General features: G+C 61.6%; 12 protein-coding genes. 6 read left to right on the top strand and 6 right to left on the bottom strand.

Going from position 1 to position 15,363, the window contains the following annotated elements:
• Nucleotides 1-20: 20 nt before the first annotated feature.
• Together FHS49_RS03270 and FHS49_RS03265 are read left to right on the top strand one after the other, a co-directional pair.
• Nucleotides 21-1,079, top strand: a complete 1,059-nt coding sequence (locus tag FHS49_RS03270) for a hypothetical protein (protein ID WP_246350244.1) — start codon at nucleotides 21-23, stop codon at nucleotides 1,077-1,079.
• A 335-nt stretch (nucleotides 1,080-1,414) separates the two neighbouring features.
• Nucleotides 1,415-3,061: a tetratricopeptide repeat-containing sulfotransferase family protein gene (locus FHS49_RS03265; protein WP_184015158.1), complete on the top strand. Its 1,647-nt coding sequence runs from the start codon at nucleotides 1,415-1,417 to the stop codon at nucleotides 3,059-3,061.
• Between the two features lie 110 nt (nucleotides 3,062-3,171).
• Here FHS49_RS03265 and FHS49_RS03260 read toward each other — a convergent pair whose 3' ends face one another.
• A complete protein-coding gene (locus FHS49_RS03260) occupies nucleotides 3,172-6,312 on the bottom strand; it encodes a TonB-dependent receptor domain-containing protein (RefSeq protein ID WP_246350242.1) in 3,141 nt (1,046 codons plus the stop codon).
• Nucleotides 6,313-6,619: 307 nt separating this feature from the next.
• On the opposite strand from FHS49_RS03260, the gene FHS49_RS03255 reads away from it, so the two are divergent.
• Nucleotides 6,620-7,120, top strand: coding sequence for a hypothetical protein (locus tag FHS49_RS03255; RefSeq protein ID WP_184015154.1), 501 nt, complete (start codon nucleotides 6,620-6,622; stop codon nucleotides 7,118-7,120).
• Here FHS49_RS03255 and FHS49_RS03250 read toward each other — a convergent pair.
• The 3 genes from FHS49_RS03250 to xseA are packed head-to-tail and all read right to left on the bottom strand — an operon-like array spanning nucleotide 7,117 to nucleotide 9,598.
• Nucleotides 7,117-8,010 carry a M23 family metallopeptidase gene (locus FHS49_RS03250; RefSeq protein WP_184015152.1) on the bottom strand — a complete coding sequence of 298 codons (894 nt, stop codon included), beginning with the start codon at nucleotides 8,008-8,010 and terminating at the stop codon, nucleotides 7,117-7,119. The genes FHS49_RS03255 and FHS49_RS03250 overlap by 4 nt on opposite strands.
• On the bottom strand, nucleotides 8,007-8,207 hold the full coding sequence (locus tag FHS49_RS03245) for a DUF2093 domain-containing protein (protein WP_184015150.1): 201 nt from the start codon (nucleotides 8,205-8,207) through the stop codon (nucleotides 8,007-8,009). The genes FHS49_RS03250 and FHS49_RS03245 overlap by 4 nt, the downstream gene beginning before the upstream one ends.
• A 14-nt stretch (nucleotides 8,208-8,221) precedes the next feature.
• On the bottom strand, nucleotides 8,222-9,598 hold the full coding sequence (gene xseA / locus FHS49_RS03240; protein ID WP_184015148.1) for an exodeoxyribonuclease VII large subunit: 1,377 nt from the start codon (nucleotides 9,596-9,598) through the stop codon (nucleotides 8,222-8,224).
• Here xseA and purD point away from each other — a divergent pair.
• The 3 genes from purD (at nucleotide 9,597) to FHS49_RS03225 (ending at nucleotide 12,333) form a co-directional block, all read left to right on the top strand.
• Nucleotides 9,597-10,874, top strand: coding sequence for a phosphoribosylamine--glycine ligase (gene purD / locus FHS49_RS03235; protein ID WP_184015146.1), 1,278 nt, complete (start codon nucleotides 9,597-9,599; stop codon nucleotides 10,872-10,874). The genes xseA and purD overlap by 2 nt on opposite strands.
• A gap of 116 nt (nucleotides 10,875-10,990) precedes the next feature.
• Nucleotides 10,991-11,944: a hypothetical protein gene (locus FHS49_RS19960; RefSeq protein ID WP_184015144.1), complete on the top strand. Its 954-nt coding sequence runs from the start codon at nucleotides 10,991-10,993 to the stop codon at nucleotides 11,942-11,944.
• The gene (locus FHS49_RS03225; protein ID WP_343052897.1) at nucleotides 11,941-12,333 is read left to right on the top strand and encodes a ribonuclease HI family protein; all 393 of its coding nucleotides are present in this window, start codon (nucleotides 11,941-11,943) and stop codon (nucleotides 12,331-12,333) included. The genes FHS49_RS19960 and FHS49_RS03225 overlap by 4 nt, the downstream gene beginning before the upstream one ends.
• 626 nt (nucleotides 12,334-12,959) lie before the next feature.
• Here the strand turns inward: FHS49_RS03225 and FHS49_RS03220 are convergent.
• Nucleotides 12,960-13,748, bottom strand: a complete 789-nt coding sequence (locus FHS49_RS03220; protein WP_184015142.1) for a crotonase/enoyl-CoA hydratase family protein — start codon at nucleotides 13,746-13,748, stop codon at nucleotides 12,960-12,962.
• Entirely contained in the window at nucleotides 13,745-15,292 is a 1,548-nt protein-coding gene (locus FHS49_RS03215; protein WP_281397022.1) for an acyl-CoA synthetase, read from the bottom strand. The genes FHS49_RS03220 and FHS49_RS03215 overlap by 4 nt, the downstream gene beginning before the upstream one ends.
• Between the last annotated feature and the right edge of the window lie 71 nt (nucleotides 15,293-15,363).

Raw genomic sequence — 15,363 nt, 5'->3', positions numbered from 1 at the left:
CTCCACTGCATAACGCTGCAATGACAACGATACAACGCGATACCGGCCCGACGCCGCCACCTTCACTTGCCGCGACGATGGCCGATGCCGGTTGGCTTGCCCATCGCTATGACCCGGAACAGGATGCCGTCCATTTTCTGCCCGTTTCGCGGGATACGCACCGCACAGCCACGTTTCTGACCGACGATTACCTGCCCGCCGGGCACCATCCGTTTGTCGTCCGGCGCAAGGACGCCATTGCTGCAACGCCTCCGGGCGCGCGCCTCCATTTCATCTTTCATTCGGCTTATTGCTGTTCGACACTGTTGGCGCGGGCCATGGATCGGCCGGGCTGGGGCATGGGCCTGAAGGAGCCCGTGATCCTCAATGATATCGTGGGCTGGCGCCGCCGCGGCGGCAAGGGACCGGACATGGCGGAAGTGCTCGACGATATGCTCGCTATGCTGGCGCGGCCGTTCGCGCCAGGAGAGGCCGTGGTCGTAAAGCCGTCCACCATCGTCAACAGCCTTGCCTTCGCGATGCTGACCCTAAGACCCGAATCTTGTGCGATCCTGCTTTACGCGCCGCTTCCAACATTTCTGGGGTCAATCGCGAAAAAGGGGATTGACGGCCGGCTCTGGGTGAGAACATTGCTGACCGGAATGCTGGACGACAAGGTAATCGATCTGGGTTTCGCGCCGCGCGATTACGTGGGTCATACAGACCTTCAGGCTGCAGCGGTTTGCTGGCTGGCGCATCAGAAAATGTTTGCGTCCCTGGTCGAAAGATTTGGCGAGGCTCGCGTCCGCACATTGGACAGCGCAACCCTGATGGCAGAGCCGGCGGCGGCCATCGCTTTGATGGCGAAGCTGTTTGGTCGCCCGCTCGACAAGGCCGCCGTGGAAGAAATCGTAGCGGGGCCGGCCTTCAGAACGCACTCAAAATCCGGAGACGTCTTTGATTCAGCCGACCGCGCGGTCGAACATCGCGACGCCGCGAAAATACATGCCGACGAGATCGACAAGGTGATCATCTGGGCCACGGCCGTGGCGGCGAACGCTGGCGTATCCCTCACCCCACCGGGCGCGCTTTTAACTTAAGGAGAACACCCTGCTCCGCCATTGGCGGCGTCACGACAAGAATTACTGCCCGGTCCGCGCGCGCGAAGATTCTCGCGCTCCCGCTCCCATTCGCGCTTGGTCTTGCAGCTTCGATACCCTTTTACCAGCGATCCGGTTTCCAGGAAGCGCTTGCAAATCACCTTGTCTTGCGCGTCCGACGCCTTTTCAGCCGCAGATTCGGGCGCGGCAGGATCAGTCGAGGGCGATGCGGCGAGAAGCGCCAGTGCCAATAATCCAAGCACGACGAAGCCTCCTGAAGAATGAAAGAAAGTATAGTGTTGTGCTGAAGTGATGATAAGGATCGTCTCACAATCATGTCAAGAAAAGTCGGCAATCCGCGCCACTCGAAAGGTGGCGCCAATCTCCAGAGGACACGTCTTGAGCAGGCGTTGGCCGGCGGGGATATCGGGCTCGCGGCGCAGATCGCCACGTCCATTCTCGCCGCTGGCCAATCTGATCCGCTGATACTCAATCTTGTCGCCTGGCAGAAAGAGGAAGCCGGGGATTTTGCCGGCGCTCATGCACTGCTGCAGCGGGCGTTGTTGCTCTCGCCCGGAGACGTGCTGATCCTCGGATCGATCGGCGCGGTGATGCGGAAGCAGGGCTTTCAGGAGGAAGCCCTGGCCGTGCTCGATCGCGTCGTTGCGGCAGAACCGCGCCATGCGGCCGCCTGGCTGGAGCGCGGCTATGTGCTCGATGCGCTGCGCCTGGAGCATGAGGCGGTATCGAGCTATGAGCGCGCGCTGGCGATCGACGCCAATCTGGCGCCGGCATGGGGGAAACTCGCCGATTCCGCGGCGCGGCGCGGAGATGCCGAGACTAGCCAGACACATGCGAAACGCGCGCTTGCGCTGGATCCGCATGAGCCGGCCGCGACATGCGCTCTGGCCATATTGGCGATCGAACGGAAGGATGGCGTCTCTGCGGCGGCGCTGCTCGAGCCTTTGCTGAACACCCAATTGTCCGAAGACCGGACGCGGGCGCTCACCTTGATGGGCGATGCACTCGACCGGCAAAATCGCACCGAGGAAGCATTCGCGAGCTATGAAAACGCGCAACGCAGCTTTCGCAATGCGAACCGGGCCATGCTCGCGCCGACGGAGGACCGTCCTTCGCACCGGTCGTTTATCGAAAGAATTACCGAGCAAGTCGAAAGCATAGGTGCATTGCCAGCCCTGATAGCCCGCCCACCGATTCCGGAGGCCGCCGCGATGCATGTATTTTTGCTGGGTTATCCCCGATCCGGCACCACCCTGATCGAGAACGTGCTCGCCGGTGCGCCGAATGTCGTGGCGCTCGAGGAGCGCGATACATTCGTCGATGTTGATGCGGCGCTGCTATCGAATGACGGCACGATGCCAGATCTCGATGCGCTCGATCCCGTCCTGGTCGACCGATTGCGCGCGGCCTATTGGGACCGTGTAACGCAACTCGGCGGGGCGGTTGACGGCAAGGTTCTGGTGGATATGAACCCGTTCAACGGGATCAAGCTGCCGATCATCGCACGCCTGTTTCCCGACGCCCGGATCGTGATCATGCGCAGGGACCCCCGCGACGTGATTCTGAGTTGCTTCCGCATCAATTTCACTCCCGGTGCCGCGGCCTGGGCGTTCAGCGATCTGATCGAGACCGCACGCCATTATGACGCGCTTCTGACGTTGATCGATCGCTGCATGGAAAATTTGCCGCTCGCCTATCACGACGTTCGCTACAGCCAGCTTGTCACTGAATTCGAACCGACCGTTCGCGCGCTGGCCGCTTTCGTCGGGCTTGAATGGACCGATTCGTTCCTGAACTTTGACCGCACGGCAAAGGCGCGTGGCGTGCGCACTGCCAGCGAGACGCAGGTGCGCAAGGGATTGTATAATGGCGGCGGGCAATGGCGGCGTTATGCCAGTGCGCTGAAGCCGGTACAGGGAATCCTGGCTCCGTGGGTCGCGCGGTTCGGGTCGGACACGTAAATCTCGATCGTTTCGGTCACGAAGGCCGGGCGCATGTCTCGCCGATTTTATCCTGAAAAAAAGGGGGCGAGCCTTGCGGCTCGCCCCCGAATTTTTGCGAATGACCAGCCTCAGAACTTGAGACGTGCACCCACTGCGAAGCGACGGCCCAGCGCGTCGTATGTCGACGGATAGGTGTTGCCGCTGTTGAACGAGGTCGAACCAATTGTGCCACCGACGATAGGGGGTGCCTTGTTGAACAGATTGGTCACCGTGAACGTAAGGTCCAGATTTTCCGAGATACCTGCTCGAGTTGCCAGATCAAAGTAATCATAGGCTTTGATCCTTCCAAAATCGACTTCCTTACCTGCCAATACGCCTGCGCCAATTGTGCCAGCGAAGGCCACGACACCATCCTCAGCCTTCATGCTGCTCAGATGACGCCACAGTAGCGACACATCAATGTCACCGAAGGTCAGCGTGGTGCGCTGGTTCCAAGTGAACTCCGGCTGGAGCGACCCTGCCGCGGACGACGGACCTGCCGAACCAGGCGAACCGCAGTTCGGGCTATAGAGGCCGGTGCATTCACGCGGATCGGTGACGGGCAGCGGACCGCCAGCACCGGGATAGCCCGGCGGGATAAGCGCTCCGGAGACTAGCGACTGGAATTCCGAACGATGTGTCCAGTTACCGTTGAAGCTCAGGCTCAGCTTGGCGAAGCCGAGGTCGCGACGATAGTTGACGCCCAGATCGATACCGTCGGTCAAGATCCGACCGGCATTCGATGATGGGAAAATCAAACCCACAGTAGATGCTGGATCCCCATCAAGACCACCGGTTACAGGATTACGCCCGAAAAGTGCACAAATTGGATTATTTACGTTAGCCAAGGTTCCGGCATTGTCTCCAAAACAGCCGGTTACCAGATCACCAGGCGTCGGTTGCGAGATCGCCTTCTTGATCTTGATGTTGTAATAATCGACTGTGACAGACAGCCCTGGCACGAAGTCAGGCTGAAACACTACGCCAATGGTGTAGCTGTCCGAAGTTTCGGGACGCAGGTAGGTACCGCCGGCAGTGGTGGCGTTAGCCTGAGCTGCGGTCGGATTGGTTATCGCGCCGATGGTCGATGCAGGAGCACCTTGAGCAAGACACACAGCGACCAAATTCGGGTTGTATGCTGCGTTCCCCACAATGGTTGCTGCATTTGTGCCGCGGCATGGGTCAACCGCCAAGTTGGTCAAGCCGGTGTTGGATGGCGAGAACAACTCCGCAATGTTGGGTGCGCGAACTGCACGCTGATAGTTACCGCGAACCTTGAAACCATCAACCGGTTCCCAACTGCCACCAGCCTTGTAGGTGGTCGTGTTGTAACTTGGGCTTCCGGCCGCCTTAACCTTGTAATCCGAATAGCGGATGCCGGCTTCGAGCGTGAGGCTCTGGAAAAACGGCTTATCGGAAATGATCGGTGCGATGACTTCGCCATAGAATTCACGCACGTCATAGCCGCCCGAGAAATTAGGCACCGCACCACCTGCACCGCCGAGTTCACCAGCGGTTTGCGAAAGGCTGTCGGCCGTCTGGCGCGCCGTATATTTGCGATATTCGGCACCAAGGGCGAAGCCGATCGGCTCGCTCGCCGACGGAATGGTGAAACCGAAATCACCGCTCAGCAAAGCACGAGCCTGTGCAAGCGTGGTTTCCTGAGACGTACCAGCCGCTGCCGTCAGATAAGGCACCTGATTTGGCAGAATAGAGCCATCGGCCCCAAAGATGTTGACGGGGACGCAGCCTGTGCCCGCATTGGTTCCTGCGCCCGAGTTAGCAAGAGGCGGAAGCGCAGGGTTGGGATTGGGAACCGTCGGTGAAGCACCCAGATTACAGGTGGTCGTGCTAGTGGTGTAAACCGCGGTGCGAAGGCGTGAGATCAGCACATAGTTAGATTGCGTCTGACGATTTTCCGATTCACCATAGGCACCCGAAAGATCAAGTGAAATTGAATCTGTAACGCCAATCTTCGCACCCGCGCGATAATCGAAATGCTGCGTCACAAACTCGGAGAGACGCGGCCCAACTTCGGTCGTGCGACGACCTACTGTAGTGGTAAAAGCCCGGAAATTTGGGTCAGTTGCGCTAGTAGCTGTCGCAGCCAAGTCACACTGCGCTTGCGTGAGCGTCTGGATGCCCGGCGTATTGAAATCGAAATCGTTATTGGCGCAGAACTGATTGCGTGCAGCCACAGGCAGATATGGATTGCTCACTGGAATGGTCAACAACTGACCAAAGACGCCTGAAGGCGCAATGATCGTGTTTACCGAGTTTTTGGAGAACATCCCACGCGCATAGACTTCTATATTGTCAGACACTTCATAGCGGCCAGCGCCATAGATATTGAACCGCTCAAATGGCGTCTGAAAGACGTTGTACGGATTGAAGTTGAAGCCGTCGCGCGCGCCAACATAGGGACGCAGCGCCCCTGTTTCAGGTACGATTGAATTATACGCGCCCGGCAAGGTGAAGCGACCCGGGACCGTGGTACCTGAGCCGCCGCGAGCGCCCGATGTCGACGTGTAGTTATTCTGCGAAATTTTGCGTGCGCCCTGATACACAGGATCAGACTGCTGATAGCCGACGGACAGCACCGCGTTACCGCGGCCATCGTCAAAATTGGCACCGATTGTGAGATCAGCGCGAAAATAGGCACCATCACCCTCTTCGGTGATCTGGTTAGAGACTGCAGCCTCAATACCGGAAAAGTCCTGTCGGGTGATGAAGTTGATCACGCCCGAAACAGCATCCGCGCCGTAAGTAGTGGCAGCACCGCCCGTCAGCGTATCGACGCGCTCGATCAACGAGAGCGGAATGTTGTTGAGATCGACGCGGCCAACCGTGCTCGAAGGGGCGATGCGGCTGCCATCAAGCAGAACGACGTTGCGGAAGTTGCCTAGGCCGCGAAGATCGGCAAAAGATGCACCGTTATTGCCGTTGTTCACAGCCGAGCCGATGCTGGGCACTGCGCCCGGCAGATCGCGCAGAATTTCTTCCGCGTTATTGCTCTGACGAAGGTTGATTTCGTCCGAACCGATCACCGAGACAGGGCTCGAAGCGACGAGGTTGGGATTGCTGATCAGGCTGCCGGTGACGACGATTTCCTGGCCTGCGTCTTCGGGTGCCTGATCGTCAGCAACCTGCGCGAAAGCGGGCGCTGCAAGCGAGGCGGCTCCGATTAGGAGACTGGATGCCAGCAACCTAAGTTTGAATTGATTTCTCATTATTCGTCCCCTTGTAAACCGGCGCATGGCCCGGTTGAATTTTCGTGAAAGCGGTTTTCACGTAGCGGGCTCGGCCCGTCATGTTGCATTGCTTAGAGTTTCATGTTGCGCCTACGCAATGCGCTGCAACATACAGACACTTTATTTCAGCCATCCTGTAGTAAATCTGCCACAGTGATTTCCGAGCTACCCATTCCTGCAGTAAAAGCAGTTCCCGTTTTTCAGTCACTTGCATTAGCGTCCGGGGCACACGAATCGCTGAAGAGGATTGTTTGAAGTGACACTCACCCCGCGGCCATTATTGATAATGACTATCACTCTTCTTTTGCATGGCATTCCGGTCGCGGCCAAGGATCAGTCGAAGCCTCCGCAATTGCTTTCCGATCTGGTTTCCTGCCGCACGATTTCAGACGCCGGGCAAAGGCTGATTTGTTTCGACCAGACCAGCGCCAAGATATCGGACGCTACGGAATCCAAAGATCTCGTCGTGCTCGACCGCGAAGACATCAAGAATACCAAGCGGTCGCTATTTGGCTTCAGCCTGCCCAAACTGCCGTTTTTCAGCGGCAAGGATGGCGATGACGAACCCGAATTTTCGCAGATCGAAACAACCATCACTCAGGTGCAGGGTGCGGGCCACGATAAATGGGCCATCCGCACCCCCGAGGGCGCCACCTGGCAAACCACGGAGGCCATGCCTTTTCCCCCGCGGGCGGGCCAGGCGGTCACAATCAAGGCAGGCGCGCTTGGCGGCTATTTCATGAAGATTGCCAATGGCAAGGCCATCCGCGCGATGCGGGTAAACTAACGCCCCGCCATCGGCCCCGCCAGCAGTTCCGGATCGATGCGCTCGTCATTCCAGCGCATCCCCCAGTGCATGTGCGGGCCGGTGGCGCGGCCTGTGGCTCCCGTCGCGCCGAGGATTTGGCCGCGGCGGACTGCATCGCCGGTCTTCACCTGGATGCGGGAGAGGTGGAGGAAGGTGCTGACCAGCCCCATGCCATGCGCGATCATCACCATATTGCCCTCAATCGTATAGGGGCGGTCCGTCGCGAGCAGGATGACGCCATCCGCCGGAGCGGCAAGCGGGGTGCCGGTGGGCACGGCCACATCCACGCCATTGTGGAAATTGCCCTTTTCGCCGCGATAGATGCGCTGCGATCCGAACCATCCGGAAATGCGGCCCGTGACTGGCCATTGGAAACGCTGACGCCAGCCGTCACTGGTCGTTTTCATGCTGCGCGTGGCGGACATCGCGGCGAGTTCGGGTTCGCGCAATGTCTCGAAGGCGGCGCTGGGCAGCGGCGTCTTGGGCAGCGAGCGGAGATTTTCGAGAATCCAGGTGCGCGGCGTGATCGTCAGCGTTTCGGTGACGGCGCGACCGTCTTCGAGCGTAGCGACCACACGCGCGGTCGGCGCGCCATCGCGGCCGAATGCGATCACGAAACGCCCGTCCGCCGCGATCTCCACCGGACGGCCGTCCAGCGTCAGCCGCGCGGTATCGCTCGGTGCCGATCCGATGACCACGCCGCCGCGGGTGAGCCCGCCCTCAAAGGTGAAATGCAGCCGCTTGGGCGGGCCGACATCGCGCAGGATCGTGGGCGGCGGGGTCGGCGCGATCACGGGCGGCGGCGTTTCGGGCGGAACGCAACTTGCCAGCGCCACGCCGCCCAGCGCCACGATGATGGCAGATCTCATGCGCCGAGTGCGGCGCGCGTCGAAATCTCCGCGCTCGCATAGGGCTCCTGCTTTTCCACGCTCCAGTAACGCAACTGCTCGAGGGGTATCCGTTCACCAGACACCACGCACACCACATGATCGCCGGACGAGAGCATCCGGAAGCCATTGGCCATATAATGGAGTTTGGCGGGACGGCCCGCGTGCGACATCAACATGGTTTCAATCTTCTTCAAAGCAGCGTCGGTTGATCGCCTTTGACGTCAGTATAGGGCTTGCCGCTGCTGCGCTCAAGGCGCGCGTCCACCGCACCATCTTCGAAACGGAGCGTCAGGGCGATTGCGGCGCGTGCTTGCGCCGCGCTGGTGATCACGCCGCCGCCGCGCTTTTCGACCATCGCATAGCCGCGCTTGAGCACATTGCTGGGATTGAGCGAGGCCGCGACGCGCCACAGACGCTCCACCCGCTCGCGATCCCGCACCAGCCGGTTTGACAGTAAGCCCGGCCGCAAGGCGCCACTCGCGCCTGCCAATTCGCCGCGCGCTTCGGACAGCCTGTGACCCAGGCCGCGGCGGAGCCGTTCGCCCAGATCGTCGGTGCGCTGGCGCTGCGGATCGAGCAATTGCGCGGGCTTTGGCAGATGCCGCGCGAGCGCCTTCAACTGTTCAGCGCCCCGCTCCCGATAGCGATGCGCGCACCGCGCCATCCGCAGCCCCTGCTCGCCCAGATGCGCGATCAGGTCCGCACGGACCGGCACCGCGATCTCTGCCGCTGCGGTCGGCGTCGGCGCACGGACATCGGCGGCATAATCGCAGAGCGTGGTATCCGTCTCATGCCCGACTGCAGAAATGACCGGGATCGTGCAATCGGCGACGGCGCGCACCACCACCTCTTCGTTGAACGACCAGAGATCCTCGATCGACCCGCCGCCCCGCGCGACGATGACGAGATCGGGACGCGGCACCGGACCGCCAGCCGCCATCGCGCTGAACCCGTTGACTGCCGCCGCGATCTGCGCGTCAGACCCCTGCCCCTGCACGATCACGGGCCACACGATCACCCGCGTCGGGCAGCGATCGGCCAGCCGATGCAGGATATCGCGGATCACCGCGCCCGTGGGCGATGTCACCACGCCGATCACCTGCGGCAGATAAGGCAAGGGCATTTTGCGTGCGGGATCGAACAATCCTTCTGCGCCCAGCTTCGCCTTCAGCTTTTCGAGCAGCATCATCAGCGCGCCCGCGCCTGCCAGCTCCAGCCGTTCGATCACGATCTGATATTTGGAGCGGCCGGGATAAGTGGTCAGCCGCCCGGTGGCGATCACCTCGATCCCGTCTTCGGGCACGAAGGGGATTTGCGACGCCTGCCCCTTCCAGATGATCGCATCGATCACCGCCTTGTCATCCTTCAGCGCCAGATAGGCGTGACCCGAAGCGGCGCGCTTATAGCCCGAAATCTCTCCACGCAGACGGACATGGGAGAAATTGCCCTCCACCATCCGCTTCAGCGCGCCGGATAATTCGGAGACGGAGAGTGCGGGCGCGTTGTCCCCCGGCACGTCCTCGGCTAACAGCCGCGGATCGAAATCGGGATCGGGGAAGTCGTTCATGAATGTCCTGCTGCTTGGCTCGGGTGGCCGCGAACATGCGCTTGCCTGGAAGCTGGCGCAATCGCCGCTGCTAGATAGCCTGTTCGCAGCGCCCGGCAATCCGGGAATTGCAGACCATGCCGAACTGGTGGCGCTGGACGTGACGGATCACGATGCGGTCGCGGCTTTCTGCGCGGACAAGGAGATCGCGCTGGTGGTGATCGGCCCCGAGGCACCATTGGTGGACGGACTGGGCGACAGTCTGCGCGCGCGCGGGATTGCCGTGTTCGGTCCGGACAAGGCTCCGGCTCAACTCGAAGGCTCCAAGGGCTTCACCAAGGATCTGTGCGCACGCGCCAATATCCCCACGGCAGGCTATGTCCGCACCGCCAGCGCCGCCGATGCGCTCGCCGCGCTGCCCGGCTTCGGGCTGCCCGTGGTGATCAAGGCCGATGGCCTGGCGGCGGGCAAGGGCGTGATCATCGCCGAAACCCGCGCAGAAGCCGAAGAGGCCATCGCCGACATGTTCGGCGGCGGCTTCGGCGCGGCAGGCGCTGAAGTGGTGATCGAGGAATTCATGACCGGCGAGGAAGCGAGCTTCTTCGCGCTGTCCGATGGCGTGAACGTCATTCCCTTCGGTTCGGCGCAGGATCACAAGCGCGTCGGCGAAGGCGATGTCGGGCCGAACACCGGCGGGATGGGTGCCTACAGCCCCGCCCCCGTGCTGACTGCCGCGCTCGAAGCCGAGGTGATGGACCAGATCATCCGCCCCACGGTCGCAACCTTGGCGGCGGAAGGCATTCCCTATTCGGGCGTGCTCTTTGCCGGGCTGATGCTGACCGATCAAGGGCCGAAGCTGATCGAATATAATGCCCGCTTCGGCGATCCCGAATGCCAGGTGCTGATGATGCGGCTTGAGGATGATCTGCTCGAACTGCTGCGCGCGACGGCTGAGGGCAAACTCGCCGGGCGCGCCGCGGCAAAGCTCCGGCCGGGCTATGCGCTGACCGTGGTGATGGCCGCGAACGGTTATCCAGCGGTGCCGCAAAAAGGCGGCGCGATCGGCGGCGTAGCGCAAGCCGAAGCCACCGGCGCGCGGATCTTCCACGCCGGCACCGCACTGAACGACGGCGCGCTTGTTGCAAACGGTGGCCGCGTGCTGAACGTCACGGCCAGCGGCACCAGCGTCACCGAAGCGCAGGCCGCGGCCTATCGTGCGGTCGATACGCTCGATTTCCCCACCGGCTTCTGCCGCCGCGATATTGGCTGGCGCGAAATTGCCCGCGAAAAAATGTGACCGCCGTGGGACGCCAGGAAACCGCCTGAAATCAATTCGGACTGGACACCCCATGCCGATTCGATAGGCTTCCCGCCGCGCCGCTTTGTGGGCGCCTGACATACAGGGGAAGCGGTATGGAAAACTGGATCTGGATTGTAATCGCGATTGTCATCGGGGTGGCATTCATCTGGTGGGTCTGGGGACGGTCCACATCGCCGCAGGATGTCGCCAAGACTCCGACGAAGCCCGAGGCCGCGCCTGCCGCCAAGGCGCTTGCCGAACCCGCACCTGTCGTCAGCATTCCGCCAGCGCCCGCAAAGGCCGATCCGGTTCCTGTTACACCCGCGCCCGCCGCTTTCGTGAGCGCGCCGCCCGCGACGGTGTCGAAAACCGTAGCCGCGCCGGCGTCCACCAAAAAGGCTGCAACGCCCAAGCCGGTCGCGAAAAAGCCGGTCGTCAAACCGGCCCCCGTGAAGGCAACGCCGCCGATCGAGCCGGCGCCCAAAGCCAAGGCCGCGCCCGTCAAAGCGCCTGCAAAGACGGCGCCCGTAAAGACGCCCGTCAAGCAATCACCTGCCGCCAAAGCACCCGCACCCGACAAAAAAACGACGGTCGCCAAAGCGGCGGCACCCAAGCCCGTGGTGAGCAAAGCGCCCGCGGCTGCACCAAAGGCAGTGCCTGCGAAGAAGCTCGCCGTCACCAAAACGCCCGCGGCGAAGGTTCCGGCCAAAGCCGTGCCTGCCAAGGCTGCGCCGGCCAAACCCGCGGCAGCGCCGAAGGCCGCCGTGCCCGCGAAAGCCAAGGCGGCACCCAAGCCCGCGGTCAAGGCACCCGCCAAGCCAGACAGCCTGCTTCAATTGAAGGGCGTCGGTCCCAAATTAGTGACGCTGCTCAACGGCCTCGGCGTCAGCAGCTTCGCGCAGATCGCTGCCTGGAAGCCCGCCGATATCGAGCGTGTCGATGCACAGCTCGGCACCTTCAAGGGACGCATCACGCGCGATCACTGGATCGAACAGGCCGGCTATCTCGCCAAGGGCGATATCAAGAGCTTCGAGGCAAAATTCGGAAAGCTGGATAGCGAGAACTGACCCGCAATTCCGGCCTGAAGCTCTTCTTCGACGGCGGTTGCCGCCCCAATCCGGGGCCGCTGGAAACCGCCGTCGTCGCGCGCGGCATCACCTATCACGACCCTGCGGCGGGCCACGGCACCAATAATGACGCCGAATGGCTGGCTTTGCTCCACGCCCTCGAAATCGCGCGAAACCTGGCCGCGGACGATATCGAACTCGTCGGCGATTCAGCGCTGATCGTGAACCAGGCCAAGGGTGTGTGGAAATGCCGCAGCCCGGAACTTCAAGCGCATCATGATGCTTTCAGGATCCTGGCGGCCCCGTTCGCCCGCATCCGGATCAAGCATATCCGCCGATCGCACAATCTGGCCGGTATCGCGCTGGAGCGCATCCGGAACGGCTTGTGATGATGTGTTGTTTCGACCATTCGCCGACATCGGTAGAGCGGTTTGGCATCGCTGCTTCCAGACAGAAGGCTTCAGATTGTGCTGGACATATGGATCGGTGTGAAAGGCAACATAGCTGGAATGAGCCACCGATAGAGCGCACTTGAAATTTATTTTTGGGATTAGCTGAACGCTTCAGCCTGGAACATGAGTGGGATGAATTGCCCCGGTGGAAGTAGCCTGTCGATTTCCGGCACAGAAGGTCTCGATTTTGAATTGTGGTTATCGCTGTTTGGGGATGAGGTCATGTGCTCCGGCGAAAGATGGTCTGGCTATATTTTTCCAGTGGAATATCAAACTAAGTGGGGATTGATCTCGGGCGAAGCGCGCGCGATACTTTACAGGGCGCTTGGTCCACCTACTGGACGAGCGTGCAATTCGGAATCGATGGCCGATAGACCAAAATCTCAACAGGATGGGCTGTGCCATTCCGCCAATTGTTCAACCGATCATTCTACGAAAGGGTTTGCGCTAGCTATTGGCCTTTTTCGCCCCGCAATTCCATCAGCGATAGTCCTTACCGTGGTAGGTGGCCTTAGATCCTGGATGTGGATGTGCACACGCCTGGCGCTCTTTGACACCCGCCCTCAATCCAAGAACCCCGGTGTCCTTTTCTCCATATTCGCCATCACCGCCTCGATCTGGTTGGGTGTGCGGATCACCGCTTTCTGCTCAGCGCTTTCGGCCAGCAGCGCGGCTGCCGCATCCTGATCCGCTGCGTCATTATACAGCCGCTTCGCGCCGCGGATCGCGTGCGGGTTCTTGCTGGCGATCTCCCTCGCCAGGGCCAGCGCTTCGGCATGGGGATCGTCGGCCAGCCGGGTCACGAAGCCCAGCGACAGTGCCTCCGCCCCGGTAAATTCCCTGTTGGTATAAGTCAGTTCGCGCAGCACATCGTCGCGCACCAGAGTGCGCCACAAAGCGATGCCGCCCATATCGGGCACCAGCCCCCATTTCATCTCCATGATCGACAGGCGCGTGGCGGGGTGGGCGATGCGGATGTCCGCGCCGGACATGATCTGGAAGCCGCCGCCAAAGGCCAGACCGTGCACCGCGGCGATCACGGGCACGGGCAGCGTGCGCCAGCCCCAGGCGACATGCTGGAAATCATTGGCGAGTCCGTGGGTGCGCGTCATCAGATCCACGCCCGCGCTCGCGCCGCCCGCCGCCATGCTGGCCATATCCAGACCGGCGGAAAAGGCGCGGCCCGCGCCGGACAACACCACGGCGCGCAAACCGGGCATTGCGGTCAATTGGGCGATGGCGTCCGCAATTCCTGCGAACATCGCGGGATCGAGCGCATTCATCTTGTCCGCGCGGTTCAACCGAACATCGGCCACGCCGGCATCGAAGGAGAGGGTCACGCGATCGTTCATGGGCATTTCCTGCCTTCGGCGTCGCGCGCATATTGGTCGCGCAGCAGCCTTTTGTATAATTTTCCGGTGGGCGCGCGCGGCAATTCCGCCAGGAAATCGATCTGCCGGGGGATCTTGACGCCCGAAAGGCTCTGTCGGCACCAGGCGGTCAGGTCTTGCGCCAGCGCATCGCCCGCGTCCTTCATGTCCATCGGCTGCACGATCGCCACCACCCGTTCCCCCATATCCGGGCAGGGCGCGCCGATCACCGCAACGTCCGCCACCTTGGGATGCGTGATCAGATGGTTCTCGATCTCCTGCGGATAGACGTTCACGCCGCCGGAGATGATCATGAAGCTCTTGCGATCGGTGAGATACAGATAACCCTCTTCATCCACCCAGCCGACATCGCCCAGCGTCGTCCAGCCCTGCGCATTCTTCGCCTCGGCCGTCCTGGCGGGATCATTGTGATATTCGAACGGCACGCCGCCTTCGAAATAGACCATGCCCTCTGCGCGCGGCGGCAGTTCAGCGCCCTCATCATCGCAGATATGGAGCGTGCCCAGCACGGCGCGGCCGACCGATCCGGGATGCGCCAGCCAATCGGCGGACCGGATCATCGTCATGCCATTGCCTTCGGACCCGGCATAATATTCCTCCAGCACCGGCCCCCACCAATCGATCATCGCCTGTTTGATCGGCACCGGGCATGGCGCGGCGGCATGGATGGCGGAACGGAGCGACGAGACGTCATAGCGTGCACGCGTTTCTTGCGGCAGTTTGAGCATCCGGATGAAATGCGTCGGTACCCATTGGCTGGTCTCGATCCGGTATGTCTCGATCAGGCGCAGCGCCGATTCGGGATCGAAATGCTCCATCACCACGACCGTGCCGCCCAGCCGCTGCACCGTGAGGCACCAGCGCAGCGGGGCGGCATGATAGAGCGGGGCGGGCGAGAGATAGCGATCGTCCCGCGTAAAGCCGAACACGCCCTGCGCGATCTGGACCAGCACATTTGTGGCATCGATGCTGCGATCCTCGGGCAAAGCGACTCGAACGCCCTTGGGCCGCCCCGTGGTGCCGGAGGAATAGAGCATGTCCGTCCCCGCGGTCTCGTCCGCAATCGGGGTTTCGGGCTGGGCGGCGGCTTCGGCGATCCAGTCGCGAGTGCCGGGCGTGGTCACGCCGATCATGAACAAGGGCAGATCGGGAAACAGCGCGGGCAAACCCTCCGCAATCGCGCCCACGCCTTCTGACACCACCAGCGCCTTCGCGCCGCTATCCCGCACGATATAGTCGGTTTCCGGCAGCGTCAGGCGGCAGGAGATGCAGACGTAGAAGAGTCCCGAGCGCTGCGCCGCCCAGACCAGTTCGAAATAGCGCGGGTGATTGTCCATCAGCAAGGCGACCGTATCGCCGCGTTCCAGACCGATGCTGCGGAACAGATGCGCGCCCTGATTGGAGCGCGCGTCGAGCGTGCGATAGCTGATCGTCTCCCCCGTGCCGCCCATGATGATCGCGGGTTTATCCGGCATAGTGCGGGCGTGGTGGCTGGGATGGCTCAAGCTGGCTCTCCGATGCGGCGGGCAAGTCTGAATGCGCTTGCCCTTTCCGTAAACGTCATCCTACACAGGCC

The sequence above is a fragment of the Sphingobium boeckii genome, from assembly GCF_014199215.1.
Classification (GTDB): domain Bacteria; phylum Pseudomonadota; class Alphaproteobacteria; order Sphingomonadales; family Sphingomonadaceae; genus Sphingobium_A; species Sphingobium_A boeckii.
The sequence above is the reverse complement of the archived record's forward strand: the minus strand, read 5'-3'. Positions and strand labels throughout refer to the sequence as shown.